Source organism: Rhizobium leguminosarum bv. viciae (genome assembly GCF_012276115.1).
GTDB lineage: Bacteria > Pseudomonadota > Alphaproteobacteria > Rhizobiales > Rhizobiaceae > Rhizobium > Rhizobium leguminosarum_T.
In genome coordinates this window covers 279,733-299,987 of record NZ_WIEU01000004.1, presented here as the reverse complement: position 1 = coordinate 299,987, position 20,255 = coordinate 279,733, and the positions used below count along the sequence as shown (strand labels likewise).

At 61.4% G+C, this 20,255-nt stretch carries 18 protein-coding genes and 2 pseudogenes; 8 read left to right on the top strand and 12 right to left on the bottom strand.

Annotation, left to right across the window (positions count from 1 at the left end):
* Window positions 1-46 precede the first annotated feature (46 nt).
* Both GFM02_RS09880 and GFM02_RS09875 read right to left on the bottom strand, forming a co-directional pair.
* Window positions 47-648 (bottom strand): annotated as a pseudogene (locus GFM02_RS09880) (demethoxyubiquinone hydroxylase family protein).
* Between the two features lie 140 nt (window positions 649-788).
* Entirely contained in the window at window positions 789-2,669 is a 1,881-nt protein-coding gene (locus GFM02_RS09875; protein WP_168321563.1) for an ABC transporter ATP-binding protein, read from the bottom strand.
* Window positions 2,670-2,906: 237 nt separating this feature from the next.
* On the opposite strand from GFM02_RS09875, the gene GFM02_RS09870 reads away from it, so the two are divergent.
* A complete protein-coding gene (locus GFM02_RS09870; protein ID WP_168321562.1) occupies window positions 2,907-3,308 on the top strand; it encodes a GFA family protein in 402 nt (133 codons plus the stop codon).
* A 78-nt stretch (window positions 3,309-3,386) separates the two neighbouring features.
* On the opposite strand, the gene GFM02_RS09865 is transcribed toward GFM02_RS09870, so the two are convergent.
* Window positions 3,387-3,860 (bottom strand): VOC family protein, encoded by a 474-nt coding sequence (locus GFM02_RS09865; protein ID WP_164051760.1) that lies wholly within the window; start codon window positions 3,858-3,860, stop codon window positions 3,387-3,389.
* Window positions 3,861-4,000: 140 nt separating this feature from the next.
* Between GFM02_RS09865 and GFM02_RS09860 the strand changes: the two genes are divergently transcribed.
* Together GFM02_RS09860 and GFM02_RS09855 are read left to right on the top strand one after the other, a co-directional pair.
* Window positions 4,001-4,585, top strand: a complete 585-nt coding sequence (locus tag GFM02_RS09860; protein ID WP_168321561.1) for a nucleotidyltransferase family protein — start codon at window positions 4,001-4,003, stop codon at window positions 4,583-4,585.
* A gap of 158 nt (window positions 4,586-4,743) precedes the next feature.
* Window positions 4,744-5,346 (top strand): histidine phosphatase family protein, encoded by a 603-nt coding sequence (locus GFM02_RS09855; RefSeq protein ID WP_168321560.1) that lies wholly within the window; start codon window positions 4,744-4,746, stop codon window positions 5,344-5,346.
* Window positions 5,347-5,585: 239 nt separating this feature from the next.
* On the opposite strand, the gene GFM02_RS09850 is transcribed toward GFM02_RS09855, so the two are convergent.
* Both GFM02_RS09850 and GFM02_RS09845 read right to left on the bottom strand, forming a co-directional pair.
* A complete protein-coding gene (locus GFM02_RS09850) occupies window positions 5,586-6,590 on the bottom strand; it encodes a carbon-nitrogen hydrolase family protein (protein WP_168321559.1) in 1,005 nt (334 codons plus the stop codon).
* Between the two features lie 223 nt (window positions 6,591-6,813).
* On the bottom strand, window positions 6,814-7,209 hold the full coding sequence (locus GFM02_RS09845; RefSeq protein WP_168321558.1) for a VOC family protein: 396 nt from the start codon (window positions 7,207-7,209) through the stop codon (window positions 6,814-6,816).
* Window positions 7,210-7,402: 193 nt separating this feature from the next.
* Between GFM02_RS09845 and GFM02_RS09840 the strand changes: the two genes are divergently transcribed.
* Both GFM02_RS09840 and dapB read left to right on the top strand, forming a co-directional pair.
* The gene (locus GFM02_RS09840) at window positions 7,403-7,618 is read left to right on the top strand and encodes a hypothetical protein (protein ID WP_168288229.1); all 216 of its coding nucleotides are present in this window, start codon (window positions 7,403-7,405) and stop codon (window positions 7,616-7,618) included.
* A gap of 131 nt (window positions 7,619-7,749) precedes the next feature.
* Window positions 7,750-8,520: a 4-hydroxy-tetrahydrodipicolinate reductase gene (gene dapB, locus GFM02_RS09835; protein WP_168321557.1), complete on the top strand. Its 771-nt coding sequence runs from the start codon at window positions 7,750-7,752 to the stop codon at window positions 8,518-8,520.
* 15 nt (window positions 8,521-8,535) lie between these two features.
* Here dapB and GFM02_RS09830 read toward each other — a convergent pair whose 3' ends face one another.
* The 3 genes from GFM02_RS09830 to GFM02_RS09820 form a co-directional block, all read right to left on the bottom strand.
* Complete coding sequence (locus GFM02_RS09830) at window positions 8,536-9,456, bottom strand: ornithine cyclodeaminase family protein (RefSeq protein ID WP_168321556.1); 921 nt, start codon at window positions 9,454-9,456, stop codon at window positions 8,536-8,538.
* Between the two features lie 374 nt (window positions 9,457-9,830).
* Window positions 9,831-10,289, bottom strand: coding sequence for a GNAT family N-acetyltransferase (locus tag GFM02_RS09825; protein WP_168321555.1), 459 nt, complete (start codon window positions 10,287-10,289; stop codon window positions 9,831-9,833).
* 135 nt (window positions 10,290-10,424) lie between these two features.
* Window positions 10,425-10,922 carry a hypothetical protein gene (locus GFM02_RS09820; RefSeq protein ID WP_168321554.1) on the bottom strand — a complete coding sequence of 166 codons (498 nt, stop codon included), beginning with the start codon at window positions 10,920-10,922 and terminating at the stop codon, window positions 10,425-10,427.
* Window positions 10,923-11,235: 313 nt separating this feature from the next.
* Between GFM02_RS09820 and GFM02_RS09815 the strand changes: the two genes are divergently transcribed.
* Together GFM02_RS09815 and GFM02_RS09810 are read left to right on the top strand one after the other, a co-directional pair.
* On the top strand, window positions 11,236-12,639 hold the full coding sequence (locus GFM02_RS09815) for a pyridoxal phosphate-dependent decarboxylase family protein (RefSeq protein WP_168321553.1): 1,404 nt from the start codon (window positions 11,236-11,238) through the stop codon (window positions 12,637-12,639).
* Between the two features lie 363 nt (window positions 12,640-13,002).
* Window positions 13,003-13,788 (top strand): class I SAM-dependent methyltransferase, encoded by a 786-nt coding sequence (locus tag GFM02_RS09810; RefSeq protein WP_168271247.1) that lies wholly within the window; start codon window positions 13,003-13,005, stop codon window positions 13,786-13,788.
* A 68-nt stretch (window positions 13,789-13,856) separates the two neighbouring features.
* Here GFM02_RS09810 and GFM02_RS09805 read toward each other — a convergent pair whose 3' ends face one another.
* The 3 genes and pseudogenes from GFM02_RS09805 to GFM02_RS35035 form a co-directional block, all read right to left on the bottom strand.
* Window positions 13,857-14,279, bottom strand: a complete 423-nt coding sequence (locus tag GFM02_RS09805; protein ID WP_168271248.1) for a TIGR02594 family protein — start codon at window positions 14,277-14,279, stop codon at window positions 13,857-13,859.
* A gap of 499 nt (window positions 14,280-14,778) precedes the next feature.
* The gene (locus tag GFM02_RS09800) at window positions 14,779-15,954 is read right to left on the bottom strand and encodes an MFS transporter (RefSeq protein WP_168271363.1); all 1,176 of its coding nucleotides are present in this window, start codon (window positions 15,952-15,954) and stop codon (window positions 14,779-14,781) included.
* 290 nt (window positions 15,955-16,244) lie between these two features.
* A pseudogene (locus GFM02_RS35035) lies at window positions 16,245-16,376 on the bottom strand (tyrosine--tRNA ligase); the annotation flags it as partial.
* Between the two features lie 101 nt (window positions 16,377-16,477).
* On the opposite strand from GFM02_RS35035, the gene GFM02_RS09790 reads away from it, so the two are divergent.
* The gene (locus tag GFM02_RS09790) at window positions 16,478-18,379 is read left to right on the top strand and encodes a potassium transporter Kup (protein WP_168321552.1); all 1,902 of its coding nucleotides are present in this window, start codon (window positions 16,478-16,480) and stop codon (window positions 18,377-18,379) included.
* Window positions 18,380-18,469: 90 nt separating this feature from the next.
* On the opposite strand, the gene GFM02_RS09785 is transcribed toward GFM02_RS09790, so the two are convergent.
* The gene (locus tag GFM02_RS09785) at window positions 18,470-20,053 is read right to left on the bottom strand and encodes a Na+/H+ antiporter (RefSeq protein ID WP_168321551.1); all 1,584 of its coding nucleotides are present in this window, start codon (window positions 20,051-20,053) and stop codon (window positions 18,470-18,472) included.
* Window positions 20,054-20,255 lie beyond the last annotated feature (202 nt).

Sequence of the window (20,255 nt, the reverse complement as noted above, 5' to 3'; positions counted from 1 at the left end):
TTGGCCAAAGGCCCGACACCAGCAAGTCACCGTTTGCGCAGCGAGACTAGCCCCTCCCCGCGCGCGCCATTTCGGCGCGCATCCAGCTCGAGTCTCCCCAGGTCGAGAGCCAGATCATCACGTCGGTCAGGGCGCCGACGACGGGCAGGAGCAGGGCGTGGCTGAGGCCCCGCCCTTTCTGGCTGTTTTCGGCCGTCCTGAGATGCGCCAGTTCCTGTTCCTGGATCGGCGCGATGAGGGCATGAAGCTCGGGGTCGCGCTTTGCAAGGAAAGCCAGCTGGTCTTCGAGATGGCGATGGACCGTGCTTTCGACCGCTTCGGTGCAAATCCAGATCATGTTGCGCCCGGCAAGCGCCGTCAGAAAGCCGAGGACAGAACCGCCAAGGCTCCAGAATGACATGACATGACACGACAGGGCTTGGCGCTCCTTGCAGGCATCGCCTCGCGAAACAGGCGGCAATGGTCGATCTCGTCCCGACGCATCTCTTCAAGCGCCGGCACGATGTCGGGAAACAGCCGCCGAGCCACCAGGATCTGAGCGCCATAGATCCTGATAGCGCCGAACTCGCCCGCATGGTTGACCTTCAGAATGCGACGGATGGTGACATCGGGGTCGCGCCTGCCCGACCTACTCGACGGATTGATCATGACCACCCTGCCCCCGGTTCCCTTGCCGGCAATAGGCAGGACGGTCGCCGCCATCGTCAAGGGGTGCGGCGATGGAGAAGGTCCCGTTCGGCCGCTCCTAGTCCGCTGATGTTATCCCGGTTTACGTGAGGACCCGCCGCTCAGGCCGCAGGCGAGGTCGGCAAAAGTTCATCGATCTCTTCGGGAATGAAGCCGCCGGTCTGGCGTTTCCACAAGCGCGCAAACAAGCCGTCTCGTTCGACCAGTTCATCCGGCCTGCCCTCCTCCACGATGCGCCCGTGATCGAGCACGACGATCCGGTCCATCCTGGCGATGGTCGACAGCCGGTGGGCGATGGCGATCACCGTCTTTCCTTCCATGACGAGGTTCAGTCTTTCCTGGATGGAGGCTTCGGATTCGCTGTCGAGGGCGGAGGTCGCCTCGTCGAGCACCAGAATCGGCGCATCCTTCAGGAGAACGCGGGCGATGGCCACGCGCTGGCGCTGGCCGCCTGACAGTTTGATGCCGCGGTCGCCGACGAAGGCGTCATAACCCCTGCGGCCTTCGCCGTCGGAAAGATCGGCGATGAAGACATCGGCGCTTGCCATCTTCGCCACCGCTTCGATCTCGTCCCTCGTCGCCTCCGGCCGGCCGTAACGGATATTGTCGCCGACCGAACGATGCAGCAGCGCGACGTCCTGCGCGATGACCCCGATGGCACGGCGAAGGCTTGCCTGCGTGACGGCGCGGATGTCCTGCCCGTCGACGAAGATCGCCCCGTCCCTGATGTCGTAGAAGCGCAGGAGCAGGTTGGCGAGCGTGGTCTTGCCGGCGCCCGAGAGGCCGACGAGGCCGACCTTTTCGCCGGATCGGACCGTCAGCGACAGATCATCGATGACGGGCTTGCCTGACTTGTAGGCGAAGCGGACGTTTTCGAAACGGATCTCGCCGCTCTCGACCTTGAGGTCTGCCGCATCCGGCCGGTCGGTGATCGCGGGCGGCGTCGTCATGACCGGCATGGCATCCCTGATCGTGCCGATCGCCTGGAAGATCTGCCGGCCCATTTGCAGGAAGGTGAAGGTGTGGCCAGACAGCCGTTGGAGGACATAGACGGCGCCGGTAAATTCGCCGATCGTCACGACCCCCTCGACGAGGCCGGTAAAGCCGATCGACAGAATGGACAGCCAGTGCAGCACGTTGAGGACGACAACAGTCAGCTCGGCTGTGCGATAAATGCGTTGTTCGCTTTGCTGGGTCTCGATCGACTTGCCGATAATACCGCGGATAGTGCCCGCCTCGCTGTCTTCGGCGGCGAACTGCTTGACCATCTGCATGTTGGTGTAGAGATCGGTGATGGCGCCGGCGATCAGGCTGCGCCGCTTGGCGGAGCGGCGAGCGCGCTCGGTAAAGATCGGTGCCAGCCTGACGGCGAGCAGGACGTTGAGCGTGATCCAGATGACGGTCGGCACGGCGAGCTGCCAGGACAAGGCGCTGAGCAGGATCACGGAGCCCACCATCTGCATCAGGAAGCGTGGAATGGACTGGAAGGCGGAAATGAGCTGCTGTTGGACAGCAGAGGCCACCTGCTGCAGGCGCGAGGCGACCTGGCCGGCATAGAGATCATGGAAGAAGCCGAGATCCTGCCGCTCCACCGCCTTGTGACCCTGCCACTGGATGGCGGCTGGCATGCCGATGCCGAGCGTATGCGAGGTCAGCGTGTTGACGAGGAACGAGGCGATCGGCATGGCCGGAAAGAGCAGCAAGCCGAGGAAGGTCAGCAGCGGCCATTCACTCGCCAGGAAAGCGGATGCACCCTGTTGCGTAACACCGTCGACGATGACCGACAGCCCCCAGACAATGCTTAGATTCATGGCCTCGTTCGCCATGGTGCAAAGCGTCACCACAATCAGCACGCCGCGAAACATCGAGATGAAATGCAGGAGTACCGCCACCGGCCCCTTCGACGGCAGCGGCCGGTAGGGGATATCGAGCGGCCGGATCAGGCTTTCGAAAGGACGATAGATCGCATCTGAAATCGACATGGGCCACTCGGATTAAATCGGGAGGAGGCGTGGACTCAGCTACGCAAGGTCGCAGAAAATCATCTTCATGCTGCAATCTCAATTATAAATTTCAGAAAGCCTGACGAAGCCTGACGTATCGCGAACGCCGGTTAGGAAGCCAGAGAAGCAAGCGGAGCCGGATCGCCCAATTGCGGTCATCGCGCGACTGAGGCAGGATGCCGTCCTTGAATAGCAAGCAGGATCGAACCGACGCTCATGCTGACGGGCTCATGTCATTGCGGCAAGGCAAGCTGGACACTCCAAGGTGATCCCGGCTCGATCACCGCCTGCAACTGCACGCTCTGCCGACGCTACGGCACGCTGTGGGCTTATGACTACGAAGGAGAGCGCATCGCTCTCACCGGTGAGACCGCCTCCTACACCCGCGCCGACAGGGACGAGCCGTCCCTCGAAATCTTATTCTGCCCATTCTGCGCCTGTGTCTTGAGCTGGCGCGGCCTGCGGCTTGGAAAGGATGGCCGCAGGCGCATGGCCGTCAACATGCGGCTTGCGCCGCCGGATCTCGTTCAGCATCTGCCTATCGATCATTTCGACGGCCTGGACACATTTGAAGACCTTCCATCGAAGGGGCGTTGCGTGCGCGATCTCTGGTTCTGAGCCGACTGCGAGGAGCGACACGGACCTGATCGCGCCAGATGCAAGCCCTGGTAAAAGATCGTTCTGCGCAAGGCCACCTCAGCCGCGCCGCGCTGCCTCGATCACAGCAATGTCGATCTTCCTCATGGTCATCATCGCGTCAAAAGCACGCTTTGCCTGACCGCCGCCGGCCGAGAGCGCTTCGGAGAGGACGCGCGGCGTAATCTGCCAGGACACCCCCCACTTATCCTTGCACCAGCCGCACTCGCTTTCCTGACCGCCATTGCCGACGATGGCGTTCCAATAGCGATCGGTTTCTTCCTGATCATCGGTTGCGATCTGAAATGAGAAGGCTTCGTTGTGTTTGAACGCAGGGCCGCCGTTCAGGCCGATGCAAGGAATGCCCGCAACGGTGAATTCAACAACCAGGACGTCCCCCTGCTTGCCGTCAGGATAATCTCCCGGTGCCCGAATGACGGCCCCCACGGCGCTGTCGGGAAAAGTCGCGGCATAGAAGCGGGCAGCCGCCTCAGCGTCCTTGTCGTACCATACACAGATCGTGTTCTTTGCCATTGCGCGGTCCTTTCGCTCTTCGTTTCAATTCCCAACTGAAATAAGAGGCAAGCCGTCTTTCTCCAGCCCAGTCCGCACGATTTCACGCGGACGATCGCGAGACGAGAATCGACTATAATCGCAGAGAGGAAGGGATAAGCGTGACCATCACCACTGAACAATTTCTAGCCCGCATTCGGCTTAATCCGGTCAACCATCTGCTCCTGGAGAAATTGCCGGCTCTGGACCTGCCGCAATGTATGCTGACGGCTGGCTGCCTCTTTCAGACGGTATGGAACTTGAAGACGGGAAATGATCCAGAGCACGGCATCAAAGATTATGACATTTTTTATTTTGACGACCACGATCTCTCATGGGAAGCCGAGGACAACGTGATCCGTCGTGGCAAGGCTTTGCTGGGAGACCTCGCAGACAAAGTTGACATAAAGAACCAGGCTCGCGTCCACCTCTGGTATGGCGAGAAGTTTGGCAAAGACTTCCCTGCCTTCGAATGCACTGAAGACGGCGTTGATCATTATCTTATCTCCTGTACTCGGCTGGGGGTGAGAGTTCATGACGGCAGCCTCTATGCACCCGATTACCTCGACGACATGTGGCACGGCATACTCAGGATGAACCCACTTAACGCTCAGCCTGAATTGTTCGCCCGGAAATGCAAGCAATATCAGCAACGCTGGCCGTGGCTGCGCGTCGAGCCAGGGGCATCGAGCGAGGAGGCCCAATGAGGTCCTTGGTAGCTTTGAGCCAGTAGAAAAAGACCGGGTTCGCCTGGATCGCTCCAATTGCGGTCATCATTGAACTGTCGCATGAGGTAGCTGCTACAACTGCACCTCGGGCGGGTAGCTCAGCTAATTGTTTCATCAATTCATTTAGGACAACGCCAGTGATTTACCTGCTTCGCCATGGCGAGACCATTTGGAACACCTTAGGTCGGTTCCAAGGCCAAAAAGATTCACCGCTGACAGAGCGCGGCATCGTACAGGCCGAACAGATGGCGAAGCTTCTGAAGAAGGAAATGGCAGCGAGCGAACAATCTTTCCAACTCCATGTCAGCCCTCTCGGCAGAACGCAGGAGACTGCGGCTCGCATCGAACGTGTATTGCCGCTGACGGCTCGTCCGGAATCGCGGCTAATGGAGGTGACCGTCGGTTCTTGGGACGGCATGACCAAGTTCGAGATCGACAACGAGTTTCCAGGAATGCTGGACGGGTCCAACGCTTTTGATTGGTATTTCAAATCTCCAGACGGGGAGAGCTTCGATGCTGCCTGTGCGCGAGCCAAGGACTGGATCGTAGGGATACGTGGACCGACAGTAGCGATTTCTCACGGGCTGTTTGGCAGATTGGTTCGTGGTGTATATGCTGGCCTTTCGAAGCAGGAAATGCTGGAATTGCCCGTTCCCCAAGACGGGTTTTATCGTCTTTGTGACGGTGAGTTCAGCCTGGTAAACGGTTCGGCTGATATGATATCCGGCGTGGTCGCTTAGGAAGGGTTCATCCCTGAGTGACCACTCGGCCGCCAAACGTCATTGCTGATTATAACGCGGCTCGCTGCCAGAGATTGACGCCTCGACTTGCGACCATCGACCTTCAGGCCCCTCAGAATGCGGCTCTTTTGGTGCTGCATCACCGGTGGGGTCGAGCCACCGGTGATAAAATTTAACGCGCCTGAGCCATAGGAAAATCATTGGGCAAGTGCGTCGCATGGATGAGGTTCGATACGGCTCTAAAACCTATCCCGCGCATCGCTGCGCGGGTCGCCGTCAACGCGATGCGGCTCGTAGAGGCCGCTCCGCGCCTTGCGCCGCCACGGCCGGGAAAGATCGCAGGGATTGTCGTCGATATCGGCAAGCGATATCGCGGCCGTTCCATCCGCAGGGCATTGCGCCGCCCACCGGCCGCCAGGCGCGACGATCCCGGAAGATGCCGGATCAGCCTGACCGGGATGGGCAAGAATCGAGAAGCTGACCCAGTAGCTGTTGCTCGCCGCATGCCCTTGTGCCTCGGCAGCAAAGGACGGCTCGTTGGCCGGCGAGCCCCCGGTCGTCGAGAACAGCACACAGTGGACGTCGAGCCGCTCATATTCGCTGAAAATCTCCGGATAGTGACACTCCATACCGAGCGAGCAGCCGAAGCGGATGCCGTCGACCTCGAAGGTCACGGGGATCGAACCCGGCGTATACATGAAGGAGATCTTGGTGTTGGACAGCAGCCGCTCGTCGTAACGCGTCACCAGTTCGCCGCGATCGGAGACGACATAAAGGCTGTTGTGCGGCCGGTGCGGCGGCGTCAGCGGATGCACCGAGCCGATGACCGTCCAGAGGCCGAGCTCGCGCGCCAGCTTGCGCGTTGCATCCAGTTCCTCACGCAACACGGCCCATTCGAACCGCCGCCAATCGGACGGCCCGATCTCTCTCGGGCCGATTTCCGACATGATGCGCTTGTTCGGCGATGATGTCGTTCCTTCGGGAAAGTGGATGAGCCGCGCCCCTGCCTCTCGCGCCTGCCGCATCAGCAGGCGCATCTCCTGTCCGCTCCGGCGAAGCTTGTCGGCATCGCGGGGATCGTCTGCATGGGTGGTCTGGGCCACGGCGAGACGCAAGCGTCTTGCCTCAGGCAGTGCATCGTTCGCCGACCTCGGAAGAACATGCATGCGGGCGGCGGTGTAGGATTCACCCGTCTTGGCGGCGCGCGCACGCACCCGCCGTTTGAAATTTCCATTCTCAGTCATATCAGGGCCTCTCACGTTCCGGACATCGTTCCCCAGCAACTGGCCCGAAACATCAGGACCAAGGATCACGACCCGAGACGAAACTCCCTTTGCCTCCGGTTGACGACCCTGCTGGGGAAGGTCCTGGGAGGTTCGGCGTTAGGCCACGCCGACACAAAGATGCCGAGGCGACCGCGATTCGTCAATTCAGGGAATGGCCGGGATCGGCAGGCGCCGAGGCGCCCTACGTCGGGCGTTCCGCCTTATCCACTCGCCACGGCGGATCGGTGCGGTTCGATCCGGCGAAATAGAGGATGATGCGATTGCCGCCGGGGTCGAACAGCTCCGCTTCGCGCCAGAGCCAACTCTTGTCCTCCGGTCCGCTGACGAAACGAACACCAGCCTCACTGAGACTGCCGACCGTTTCGTCCAGGTTCTCGCACTCGAAATACACCGTGGTGCCGCCACCGCCACCGCCGCCTTCGCCCTGATGCAGGGAGAAGGTGCTGTCCCCGCACGGGCAGACGAAGCGCGCATAGCGAGGACGAGCGTCGACGACCGGCCTGAGACCAAGAGCGCAGTAGAAGTTCCAGCCCGCATCAAGGTCAGGCACCGTAACGGTCACCTGGTTCAGGCGCATGATCTATCTCCTCGGCTGAGTTCGTCCAAACCTATGCGGCGGCTTGGCGCGACGACATGCATAAAAACAAAGACCTGAAGCCGTCGCATGAATCAAATTCTAAGCGAGCAGTTTTAGTGTCATCGAGATAAAACTCGTGTCAGACTGCGCAAGCCACGCACACGCCGGCGCACCGATCGAGAGGGCCGAAGCCATGCACAAGTTCACCGTATCAATCACCCGGGAGATCGAGGCCGACACCGCCGAGGAGGCCGCCTTGCTCCTGTATCAGGAACTATCAAGGGGACCGATCCCCGACCGCTACTCGGTCGTCGACGGGACGAAGGCCGCCACGGAGGTGAAGCTGGATCGGCAAAAGGCCGACGAATTCGCCAGCATCGATCACACCGCCGACCCCGGCAACTGGTAAGCGGCAGACGACCAGAGGAGATCCCCGCTTTGCGCCGGGACCTCAATTGCGGTAGTTGCAGATCCCGTTCGCCGGCGTAATGCCGATCCAAACAGCCGTCCGTCGGAAATATCGCCAGCCAAGGAAACTCCGTGACCTCACCAATCAAAATAGCCGTCGCCGGCGCGAACGGCCGCATGGGGCGCGCCATCCTGCCACTGCTGGCGGCCGATCCGGATTTTGCGTTCGTCGGCGGCATCGGCCGCGAGGGCTCCGCAGGCGCCGGGCTGATTGACCGTTCGGCTGCGATCGGAGCGGCCGACGTGATCCTGGATTTCACGACGGGACGTGCTGCCGCCGAACTTGCCGGTTTGTGCGCTTCGGCCAGTGGACCGGCCCTGGTGATCGGGGCGACGGGTTTCGAGCCGGATGAGCTCGAGCGGATCGCAAAGGCCGCCCGCGGGATTCCGATCCTGCGCTCCGGCAATTTCTCCATCGGCGTCAACATGCTGGTCGGCCTGGTCGCCCAGGCCGCACGCGCCCTTCCCGCGCATGGCTGGGATATCGAAATCCTCGAAGCCCATCACAACAGGAAAATCGACGCGCCGTCCGGTACGGCGCTGATGCTCGGCGAAGCCGCCGCCGAGGGCCGTGGCGTTTCTCTCGCATCCGTCGAGCGACGCGGGCGCGACGGCATCACCGGCGAGCGCCCGCCCGGAGAAATCGGCTTTGCCGTGTTGCGGGCCGGCGGGCTGGTCGGAGAACACAGCGTCCTGTTTGCCGCCGCCGAAGAACTCGTGACGCTCTCGCATTCGGCTCTCGACCGCGGCATGTTCGCCCGCGGCGCGCTTGCCGCCGCCCGCTGGATCGCAGGGCGCGCACCCGGTGAATACGCCATGGGGGATGTGTTGGGCCTAGCGTGAATAAGGAAAACAGGCTCACAGCATATCGAGGATTGCCGAGGCGACGACGACTTCGGTTCCAGCCAAGCCGACGGAGCAAAACAGCGTCGTATCGCCAGGTGATCCTCGCCCGGCCGCTTTCGCGGCCATGATATCGGCAAGGTCGGTCATGCGGTGCTCATTGCCGGAGCCGGTCAGGAAAAAGGGCGAAGCATAGGCGCGCGTCTGTTCGGGTGAATCCGTCGCGATCACGGCGGCGACATCGGCAAGATCCAGGCCGAGTTCGTATCCCTCATGCGTTTTCGGGCCGACGGTGTTGACGTGCACGCCGGGCTTCAAATCCCTGGCATGAATGACGGGCGTTCGGCTCGTCGTCGCGCAGATGACGATGTCGGCGTCATCGACGGCTTCAGAGGCACTGCCGGCAGGCTCCACTTCTATACCCAAGGTGTGCTGCATCTCGTCTGCAAAGGCGCCGCGATTTTTCTCGTTTCGGCTATAGACGCGGGCGCGGTCCAGCTTTCGAACGGCGGCGGCCGCGGCAAGCTGGGTTCGCGCTTGCGCTCCGCTGCCGAGGATCCCGACGATACTGGCGTCAGGCGCGCTGAGATGCCGGATGGCGAGCCCTCCGATCGCACCGGTTCTGAGGTTACCGAGACGCTCTCCGAGAATAATGCCCTTGAGCTTCGCGTCGTCGGCCGACCACACCGCGACGATCTGCGAATGCTCAACCCCCTCGAATGTTTCATAGACCCGGAAGCCCGCAAGCGGTTTCTCGCCGAGGATACCGCCGACGGTGAAGACGAGATCGCCTCGATCGGGAAACGAGACAGGGTGCCGGGGTGGAGAGATCAGTCGATTGTCGGCCCTCGCGAGAAAAGCGGTCTCGAGCGCATCGATTGCGGCCACCATCAGCGCGCTGCCGACCAGATCCTCGTCTTTCAGAATTTTCGTCACGGCCAAATCTCCAACCCATGCCGGCATGCTGCAACCCCAACCCCACTTGTGGTCAATAGGCTGGGCAAATCCATTCGCCCTGGTCCTTGGGTACGGCATCCTCCAACATCCCTCATCCTGAGGTGCGCAGCCCGAAGGGCGGAGCCTCGAAGGACACGCCGTAACGCTGCTCCTTGCGTGCATCTGACACAGCGCGCCCGCCTCGTCCTTCGAGGCCCCTCGCGGGGCACCTCAGGATGAGGCTCTCTGAAGTGTCGGCGCCCCAAAAGCGGGGTCGCGCAGCGGGAGCGGCAAGCAAAACCGTGGCATCCCCAACCTCCCTCGTCCTACCCAGTCAGACGGCGAGCCATCATGACGTCGTCGATCTCCCTGCCCTACTCCAGAACCCCGCCGGGAATCCTGCCGATCTCGGAGAAACCTTCCCGTTGATAGAAGCGTATTGCCGCCGGGTTCTCCGCGCTGACGAAGAGTTCCAGTTGCAGGATGCCGATATCGCGCGCGTGATCGGCCGCCGCGCCGAGCAGCTTGCCGGCAAGGCCCGTTCCGCGCAGGCTCCTTCTCACGTAAACCATGATGATCGTCGCGCGATGGGCCATCTTGCTCGACCGCTGCCGAACCAGGCCGGTTATGCCGACGGGTTCGTCACCCTGAAAGGCGATGAAAACCGGCTCATTCAAGCGATTGCGCCACTCCTCGAGAGAAAGAGCCTGCCAATCCTCGTAGCGGCCTGCAAAGAGGGACGGTTCGGTGCGAAGCGCTTCCAGACGGATGCGCCGGAAAGCCTCCACTTCGTCTGCCCTGACATGCCTGATCGTCGTGCCACTTCCATCCATCGGGACCTCCTGCGAGATGAGAGGTACTGTCAATACAGATGGCCTCAGCCGATGCAACGGTGTCAGGAAGCTTCGTAGTTCAGCATATGCTCGAAGTGACGAGATCGAACGGAAATCCGTCGTCTCAGGCGCCGGTCACTGCGCCGGGCTCCCCAGCCGGCCACCCTTCCGGACGACCGGTTCACCGCTCGGGCCGACCACCGATTGATCGGTCGGCCTCGCTGCCGGTTCGCCAGTTGGCCTGACCACCGGTTCACGGGCTGGCCCGTCGACCGGCTGGCCAGTGGATCGGACGACCAGGGGATCGGCTGGCTGGACGGCGGATTGGTCGGTCGTTTGCCTGGGCACCGGCTCGCCGATTGCCCCCGGCACCGGCTTGTCGGTTGCCCCCGGCACCGGCTGGCCGGTTGCCGCGTTCAACGGCTCACCGGTTGGTCGGGCCGCTGATTGCTCGGTTGGCCCGGCACCTGGCTCATCAGTTGAGTCGGCCACCGATTGATCGGCTGGCTTGTCGATCGCGAACGGTACAACTTCACGGACGATGAAGAGAAGAACTATCCCGACCAACGTGCATGTCAGCGCGTAGAGAAGGAAATATTTCAGTGCATATCCCTCGCTGATTGGCAGCACCAACTTGACAATGGTGCAAATGATATTTCCGCATCATTGAACGATACTTGAAGCGAAGGCAATCATTTTCAACAAGAGCCGCGAAATTTCAAAAATGCACAGAACGGGATAACGCAGTTATTATAGATATTTAGGAAGCGCCTCCCCGATGCTCAATTTGTCTTGAGGTCTCGGTAAGCCCAAGGAAGGCACTGGAACCCAGATCCGAGATCTGTCAGGCGAAGACAGCCTCGGCGATATCGGCTAGATTGCGTGTGCCGGCAGCCTGCTTTCGAGGGTGAGACCCTCCAGGATCGGTGGCGGCAGGGGGATCCGCATGACGGCAATCGCATCTCTGTTTCAGGAAGCCGCCCGGCTTGCGGCCGCGTTCCGGCAGGCAGCGCCCGCCCGCCATATGCCCACCCACGAATACGCAGCCTCGCTTGCCTGTTTCGAAGAGCCGCTGCCGGCGGCGGGTTCCGATATGCTTGACGTCATCAGGCGTCTCTCGGACGGCGCCGAACCCGGACTGCATGCAACCACTGGGCCGCGCTTTTTCGGCTGGGTCATCGGCGGCTCCCATCCGGTCGGCGTCGCGGCCGATTTCCTCACCAGCGCCTGGGGCCAGAATGCCGGAAACCATGCCGCCGCCCCGGCCGCAGCCGCGGTCGAGACCGTCGCGGCGAAATGGCTTCTCGATCTCCTGAAGCTGCCGGCAGAAAGCTCGGTCGGCTTCGTCACCGGCGCGACGGTGGCGAACTTCACCTGCCTCGCCGCCGCCCGCGGCGAGGTGCTGCGCCAGGTGGGCTGGGATGCCGACGCAAAGGGCCTGTTCGGGGCGCCTGAGATTACCGTGCTGATCGGCGACGACGCCCACACCACCGCCTTCTCCGCGCTCCAGTTCCTCGGCCTCGGCCATGATCGCGTGCTGCGCCTGCCCACCGACGCGATGGGACGGATAGACCCGGCCGCGCTGGCGGGCACGCTCGATACTGTCTCTGGACCGGTCATCGCCGTTCTCCAGGCGGGGCAGATCAATACTGGCGCCTTCGACGATTTCGCCGCCATCATCCCGCTGTTGAAGGCGAAGGGCACCTGGGTACATGTCGATGGCGCCTTTGGCCTCTGGGCGCAGGCGTCAGCGAAGACCCGCCACCTCAGCTGCGGCATCGAAGCGGCCGACAGCTGGGCGACCGACGGCCACAAGTGGCTGCAGACTCCCTATGATTGCGGCTATGCGATCGTCCGCAACGAGCTCGCCCATCGCCGCGCCATGACGATCGCCGCGAGCTACCTGCCGCTCGCCGGCCAAGGCGAACGCGATCCCTCACTCTACGTGCCCGAGCTTTCGAGACGGGCGCGCGGCTTTGCCACCTGGGCGATGCTGAAACATCTCGGCCGCGACGGCATCGCCGCCTTGATCGACCAGTGCTGTGCCTCAGCGCGGCTGGTGGCCGATCTCCTGTCGCAGCAACCGGGCATCGCCATTCTGAACGACGTCGTTCTGAACCAGCTCGTCATCCGTTTCGGAACTGACCTGCCCCCCGAAGAAGGCGACACATTGACCCGAAAGACGATCGAAAAGATCCAGGCGGACGGCATGATCTTCGCCGGCGGCGCCAAATGGCGCGGCCGTGACGTTCTGCGCCTCTCCGTCACCAATTTCCAGACGACGTCAGATGAGGCGCAGCTCGCTGCCCAAAGCATCATCGCCGCGTTCAAGAGTGTGAGCCTGGGGTGACGCATCAACTCCCTTGGTTCGCCCGGACACGGAATTGTGCTATCGAGGGCCTCGCTCACTCCTGCAGCGGTAGTTGCTCTGTGCAAACATGGCTGAAAGTCGTCGGCAAACCGCGGCCTCACTCAGCCGACTAACCTGGCTGTACAGCGGGAAAATTGTCATCGTCTGATCGAGACCGACCAGTTCGCCGATGATCACTTCGTCGGACACAGCAGCCCCTTATTCTCTCGGTCGCATGATAGTGCACGCGAACTTGGCCATGATCCATAGGCGTGAATCGCTTACAGTGGACTCCTGTCTTCCCATTGCCACACGCTCCGCTTATAGCTCCCCGCCCGTTCCGATCGCGCGAGGAGGAGAGCCATGAACGCCAATGATGTCGCCGCCCATTGGGAGAGCAATGCCGAGACCTGGACGATCTATAGCCGCGCCGGCTACGACAAATATCGCGACGCGCTGAACACACCGGCCTTTCTGAAGATGCTGCCGCCGGTTGCAGGCCTTGCCGGGCTCGATCTCGGCTGCGGCGAAGGTTCCAACACCCGCGCCGTCGCCTGCCTCGGCGCCCGCATGATCGGGCTCGATATCGCCCCGACCTTCATTCGTTATGCCCGCGAGACCGAGACGCAAGCGCCGCTCGGCATCGACTACGTGCTCGGCGACGGCCAGGGCATCGATTTCCCCGAAGCGAGCTTCGATTTCGTCACCGCCTTCATGTCGATGATGGACATGGCCGACCAGCGCCAGGTGCTGAAGGGCATCCACCGCGTCCTGAAGCCGGGCGGCTTCCTGCAGTTTTCGATCCTGCACCCCTGTTTCGTACCGCCGACGCGCCGCAATATCCGCGACGAGGCCGGCAAGCCCGTCGCGGTGGAGATCGCCGATTATTTCGATGAGAGCGACGGCCGGGTCGAGCGCTGGATCTTTTCCTCCATCCCCAAGGAAGAACGGGCGACGCTGACGCCGTTCGCCATTCCGCGTTTTCACCGGACGCTGTCGACCTGGGTGTCGATGATCGTCGAAGCCGGGCTGACGATCGAAGCTTTCGGCGAGCCCATGGCGTCAGTCGAGGTGGCGCTCGCCGAGCCAATGGTCGCCGATACCCGCATCGCACCGATCTTCCTCCACATCAGGGCGCGCAAGGCGTAAGGCCTGTTTTCCCGCCGCCACCGAGGTTTAGAAGGAGGGTGAGTTCTCACCCGGGTTCTCACCCAACATCATCGTCGCACGGCGACCACCGAGCTGGCGCGATATCTGGACAGCTGGACTCGATTGGATTGGTTGCCGCCGAACAGGTAGACGTACTGCCGGCGCTGATCGATGTGATCGAACAGGCTGACATGAAAGCGCCGGCCGGTGCGGATCACCACGACATCCCCTCGCCTGGCGGCGCGGACGCCGACCGGCTTGCCGAACTTTCTCCACGACGCCGCCATGTTGGGGTTGGGCGGCGGCTGCCGCGAAGATCTCTTGGCGACAAAGGCCAGGAATGCGCCGCACCACGACACCCGGCGCGGATTGATGCTCAGGAAGGAAATGGAGCGTTCGTGCATGCTCTTGTACTTGGACGCCGTGCGGAGCATATCCGCCTCACAGGGCACGGCAAGCGCCGTGAGGACGATGACGAGAATAACCTTCATAGTTACCCACCATTGTTTGTATAATGTTGAAATTCCGAAATGTGGCGAAGAATAAAACAGGCGCAGCAACGTAGATGCGAATTATGGCGTGATTTAGAAAACAACTAATACTGGCATTTTGGCGGCAGAAATTTGTCCGAAGCGAGGCGCGGAGCTCGGTAGGCGAGCCCCCCTTTACGGCCGGACACGACCATCGAAACCCCGCAAAACATATGTTTTGCTAGGCCGAAAGGCTGGAGTTTCGCCATCCCAGCCAGGTCCATTCAGACGAGATGGACAGCGTCCGCAATGCTTGAGCAGCAAAACCATTCGCTAAGAGTTGACGACAGTGCGCGGAATTAGCTCCTCACCTATACGAGCTATATTTCCGATGCCTGCCAATAATACTTACACGTGATAGGAAATACATTGCGATCACCAATTCACCAGCGAAAGCCGGAGGTTGCCCCTCCGGTTGCGGACGTGAACGAGTTATGACGGCGGAGACCGGCGTGGCGTGTCAACCTTGTGGCTGCGCCGGTTCGGGTTGGCCTGTGACCGGGGCAGGATCAGCAGCAAGTGCCCTGGTGACCAGGAGTGCTGCGGCGAGAACAGGGACGACCGCCCAGTACGAAAAGCGGATGCCGAAGTGTTCGGCAACGAAACCGAGCAGTGGCGGTCCAGCGAAAAACACGAGGAACGTCGTCTGCCCGAGCGCTGCAACGTTGACGGGTGCGGGTCGATCCGTGCGTTGGGCCGCAGCCGAGATGGCAAGCGGATAGACCGAAGAACAGCCGATACCCGTCAGGCCAAAGCCTGCGAGCGCGACAACAGGATGTGTCGCCGTCGCAACCATGACGAGACCCATGGTCGCGATCCCGAGGAGGGTTATTACGACCGGGCGTGGATTGAAGCGGTCGATGACAGGGTCCATGCCGAGCCGTCCGATGGCGATGAACAGGGAGAAAATGGTCACCCCGAGCCCGCCGATGAAGGGTTCGACCGCAAATACGTCACGCATATAGATCGCCGACCAATCGACGCTCGCCCCTTCGGCGAGAAGTGGAGCTGCGCCTATCAGGCAAAGGGGCAGCAGCCCGATCGTCGGAAAAGCGATGGGCGGACTATCTCCGGGGTGCGCGTCTTGCCGCTGGGGCGCGTTCTCGATCCCGGAAAAAACGATCGACCCCGCAATCAAGACGGTGACGAGGATGATGAAGCTATGCAGTTCTATGGAGACGGCAGCCTGCCGCATACCGGCGGCAACAAGGGCGGTGATGCAGAAGCCGAGGCTCCACATGCCGTGAGCCCGGCTCATGATGCGGTACCCAAGCAGCGCCTCACGGCGATCGGTTTCGATATTGGCGTTGATCTCGAACGCGCCGGTGAAAATGCCGGCAATGAAGAACAACGGCACCGCCAGAAGAGCTGAAGGCATCCAGGGGATCAACGCGAAAAACAGCGCCGCACCAAAGACGGTGACGAAAGCCGTGGTGCGCGCACCGAGCCTCTCGATGAACCTCACCGAGAACGTCAACCCGCAGAGAACCCCGGAGGACATGACGGCAAGCAAAAGGCCCAGCTCTCCTTCCGTCAGGCTGAACTTGACCTGAAGGTCAGGCAGCCGCGAAACAAACGCGCCTAAGGAAAGGGCCACGGCAAACTGGATGAAGAAAATGCGGTGGTGCGGCTTCATCTCGGGGACACTGCTCCGATTGGCGCGGGATATCGGCGGCATAACCGGACATTCCAACGAAATGGCGACGGGCTTGAGAAACCCGTAATCTCAGGATTATCGACCACCGCTGCTGACATCCCCTGTCAGCATGGTGTAGCCGTCGCTGATTTCACAAATCAATGCCGAGCAGCCGCTCCAATTGAAGGCTGCAAACAAGTCGGGCCGAAGGGCCACCTTGTCAACGGCACCCGCAGGAAGCGCGACAAGGTGGTTCGAGGTTGCCCGCTCTCCGAATTGAACAGACCACGCTAAACCGGCTGAAGGAGGACGTGTCGCTTCTTGCCGACCGAGAGCCGGATCACCCCGTCCTGGACGTCGGAGTCGCCAAGCCGCATGGTCTCGTCTTTGACGCTGCCACCGTTCACCCGCACACCGCCGCCTCAGCCCGTCATAAAAAATTTAGCACCCGCATCAATTTGCTTGCCGTTCTGCAATGCGGCATATGTTTGTGCTCATAGGCAAATGGCATGAGCGGGGAACCATGACGTCGACGCATATGGATAAGACGGGGGATGGCGCCGGCCGGAAGGGCTTAGTCGGGCTGGTCATCGGCGCGGTCGGCGTCGTCTATGGCGATATCGGCACCAGCCCGCTCTATGCCTTTCGCGAGGCGCTGAGGCCCTTTGCCGCCGATGGCATACACGAGCCGGAAATCATCGGCCTGATTTCGCTGATGGTCTGGACGCTGACGGTCATCGTGACCTTCAAATATGTGCTCTTCCTTCTCAGGGCGGACAATGACGGCGAAGGCGGTACGCTCTCGCTTCTCGCGCTTTTGATGAAGAAGATGGGGCGAAACGTGCCGGTGCTCTTCTTCGCCGGCCTGATCGGCGCCGCCCTCTTCATCGGCGATGCGATGATCACGCCTGCCTTGTCGGTCATGTCGGCGCTCGAAGGCCTGAAACTGGTCACACCCGCCTTTGCCGAATACGTCCCGCCTCTGTCGGCGGCGATCATGATCGTTCTCTTTGCCGTCCAATCGAGGGGAACGGCCGCCGTCTCAATGTTTTTCGGGCCGATAACGGTGTTGTGGTTTCTGGCCATGGCGGCGGGTGGCCTGCTCCATATCGGTGACGACTGGCGGATACTGGGCGCGCTCAATCCGGTCAATGCATTCCTGTTCCTCACCCATGCCGGCCTTGTCGGCCTCATCGTGCTCGGCGCCGTCTTTCTGACGGTGACGGGTGCGGAGGCGCTCTATGCCGATCTCGGGCACTTCGGGCGCCGCCCGATCCAGATGGCATGGTTCGTTCTGGTCTTTCCGGCATTGCTCTTGAACTACCTCGGCCAGGGCGCACTGGTTCTCGCCCATCCCGAAGCGGCCACCAATCCGTTCTTTTTGATGTATCCTGACTGGGCCTTGCTGCCGATAGTTCTCCTGGCGACGATGGCAACGATCATCGCCAGCCAGGCTGTGATAACAGGCGCATTTTCGCTGGCCCGCCAGGCCGTTCACCTCGGCTTTCTGCCGAGGCTGAGGATCAAGTTCACCTCGGAGACCAACACCGGCCAGATCTATGTGCCGAGCGTCAACCTTCTCCTTCTGATCGGCGTGCTGATGCTGATCTTTTCCTTCGGCGATTCCGAGTCGCTGGCGACGGCCTACGGTATCTCGGTGACCGGCGCCATGGTGATCACGACCATGCTGGCCTTCCAGTTTCTCCGGGCCGCCTGGGGATACTCCCTTGTACTTGCCGCAGTCGCACTGCTGCCGCTATTCATCATCGAAGTGGTATTCCTGGCGGCCAATCTGTTGAAAATTCACGATGGCGGCTGGGTTCCGATCGCTCTTGCCCTGGCAATCATGATCCTGATGTGGACATGGACCCGGGGCCAGGCCTATCTGAAGAGACTGCGGGCCAACAACGAGATCCCGCTCGATTCCTTCATCAGGTCGATCGAGCGAAAGTCGGACCATTCGCCGGTCACCGTTCCGGGAACGGCTGTCTTCCTGACCAGCGTCCCGGATCGCACGCCGAATGTTCTGCTCCACAATCTCAAGCACAACCACGTGCTCCACGAACAGAATGTTATCCTGACCGTCTGGACCGAGGACGAACCTTATGTTTCCGACAGCCGCCGCATCAAAATCAGCCAGCTCTCGCCGCGCTTCGTGCGCCTCGACATCACCTTCGGCTTCATGGACGATCCCGATGTCACCAGGGCATTGGCTCTCTGCCGCGAGGGCGGCTTCAAGTTCGAGATCATGAGAACCTCCTTCTATCTCGGCCGCCGGAACCTCGTCAGGACGCCGAACACCGGGCTGCCTGGCTGGCAGGAGCGCATATTCATGGCGCTGGAAGGCTTCGCGATCGATCCCTCCGACTATTTCAACCTGCCGTCCAACCGCGTCGTCGAACTCGGCGAGCAGATTGCCATTTAAGAGCACGGCTCCCAAGCCGCTCGCTGCTTGTATCAGCCTCGATATCGCAATGCGTTGACGATGATATCGAAGGGCGTAAGGCGCTGAACCTTACGCCTTGGCAGAGATCGCGCTCAACTCCTCGAGATCGAGATCGCGTTCAAGCTCGTCCAACGTTTCGTCGTCGATGTCGCCGGCGCGATGGAGGCGAATGAGTTCTCGTCGTCCTGTGGCAACCGCTTCGAGAACGACGTCGAAGTGAGCATGGAGCACCGGTCTGTAATGCTCCGTTCTCTCGGCATAGTCGACGATTACTGTCGCCCTGCGCTGGTATCGGTCCAGCAGTTGCGGGTGGATGAGTTTTCCTTCCGCGTCGTATGCCAGGCTTTGCACGGTCCCGAGCTGCGCCTGCACCATGGCGACTTCGGCCTGGCTCATGGTCAGGCGCGCTCTTTCCGTCTCCGTCTCCACCAGCCGCGCCCAGGCAATCACCCGCCCCAACGTCGTGCCCTGCACGAGCACGGTTCCGAGAATGACGGCGAAGGATGTGGCGAGGATGAAGTCACGGCCTGGGAACCCCTCCGGCAGGCTGAGCGCCAGAGCGAGCGTGATCACGCCGCGTACGCCTGCCCAGCTGAGAACCGTCGCGCCGCCGGCGCCGAGCGGCTGAGCTTGCGTTACGCCCAGGGCTGCACAGAAGCTGATGGCGAGATCGGAGGCGAAAACCCAGACAAAGCGCGCGACCACAAGTGTGACAAGGATCGCCAGCATCGGCAGCCCCATCGTCGCGATCACCGTGGTCAAGCCGCCGCCGCGTTCGACGACATCCCGCAGCGAGAGGCCGATCAAGGTGAAAACCGAAGCTTCCATCAGGAAGATCATCACGGTCCAGAACGACGTGCCGCGCATGCGCGTTGCGGCCGAAAATACGGTGTGCTGGTGCCAGGACGCGATCAAGCCGGTGGTGACGGTGGCGATGACGCCGGAAACATGCAGCAGCTCTCCGAGCAGATAGGAAATCCAGCCGAGCAGCACCGTGGCTGCGATGATCAGATATTCGTCACCGAGTCGCCGAACGAGCTTGACCCATGCCGTCCCCACAACGACGCCGACGACGGCGCCGCCGAGCGCCAGCACGAAGAAGCTGCCGATCGCCTCCCCCGCGCTGAAGGCTCCCGTTGCGGCAGCGGCAACGGCAAAACGGAAGAGAACCAGGCCGCTCGCATCGTTGAGCAGGCTCTCGCCTTCCAAAAGAATCTGCAGCCGCCGCGGCAGTTTTACGCGCTCCAGCACGGCGCGCGCCGAAACTGCGTCCGGCGGGGCAACGATCGCGCCAAGGGCTGCGCAGGCGGCCCAGGGAAGCGATGGAAAGATAAGATGGGCCACGACGGCGACGACCGCGCAAGTGAACAATACCGCGCCGACGGCCAGCGAGGCGATGCCGATCATATGGCGCCGCAACCGCGCCAGCGCGATGGCCCAGGCGCCGTCCATCAGGAGCGGCGGCAGGAAGATGACCAGCACCAGCTCCGGATCGACCGATATCGCCGGCAACCCCGGCACGAACGCCAGCAAGGCGCCACCCGTCAGCAGCGCGACGGACGGCGGCAGTCCGAGCCTGTGGGCCGCATAGTGCAGCGCGATGATCGCAAGAAACATCGCGATGACGAGCTCGAATAAGTGGGTTGGTTCCATACGCCTCTGCCCTGGCTCGAAAACGAATTTTGGATGCCTACTGCATAGTTCAAAGCGGAATCGATTCAAGGATAAAATTATCCGGTAATTCAATGCTTTACAGCATCTTTTAAGCGACCGGAGCCCAATGATAGCTTCGGAGCAACCGTCCATTTGCTAACATCGGCAGAATACGCTTTCTCGTCAATCCGGCTGCAAACAG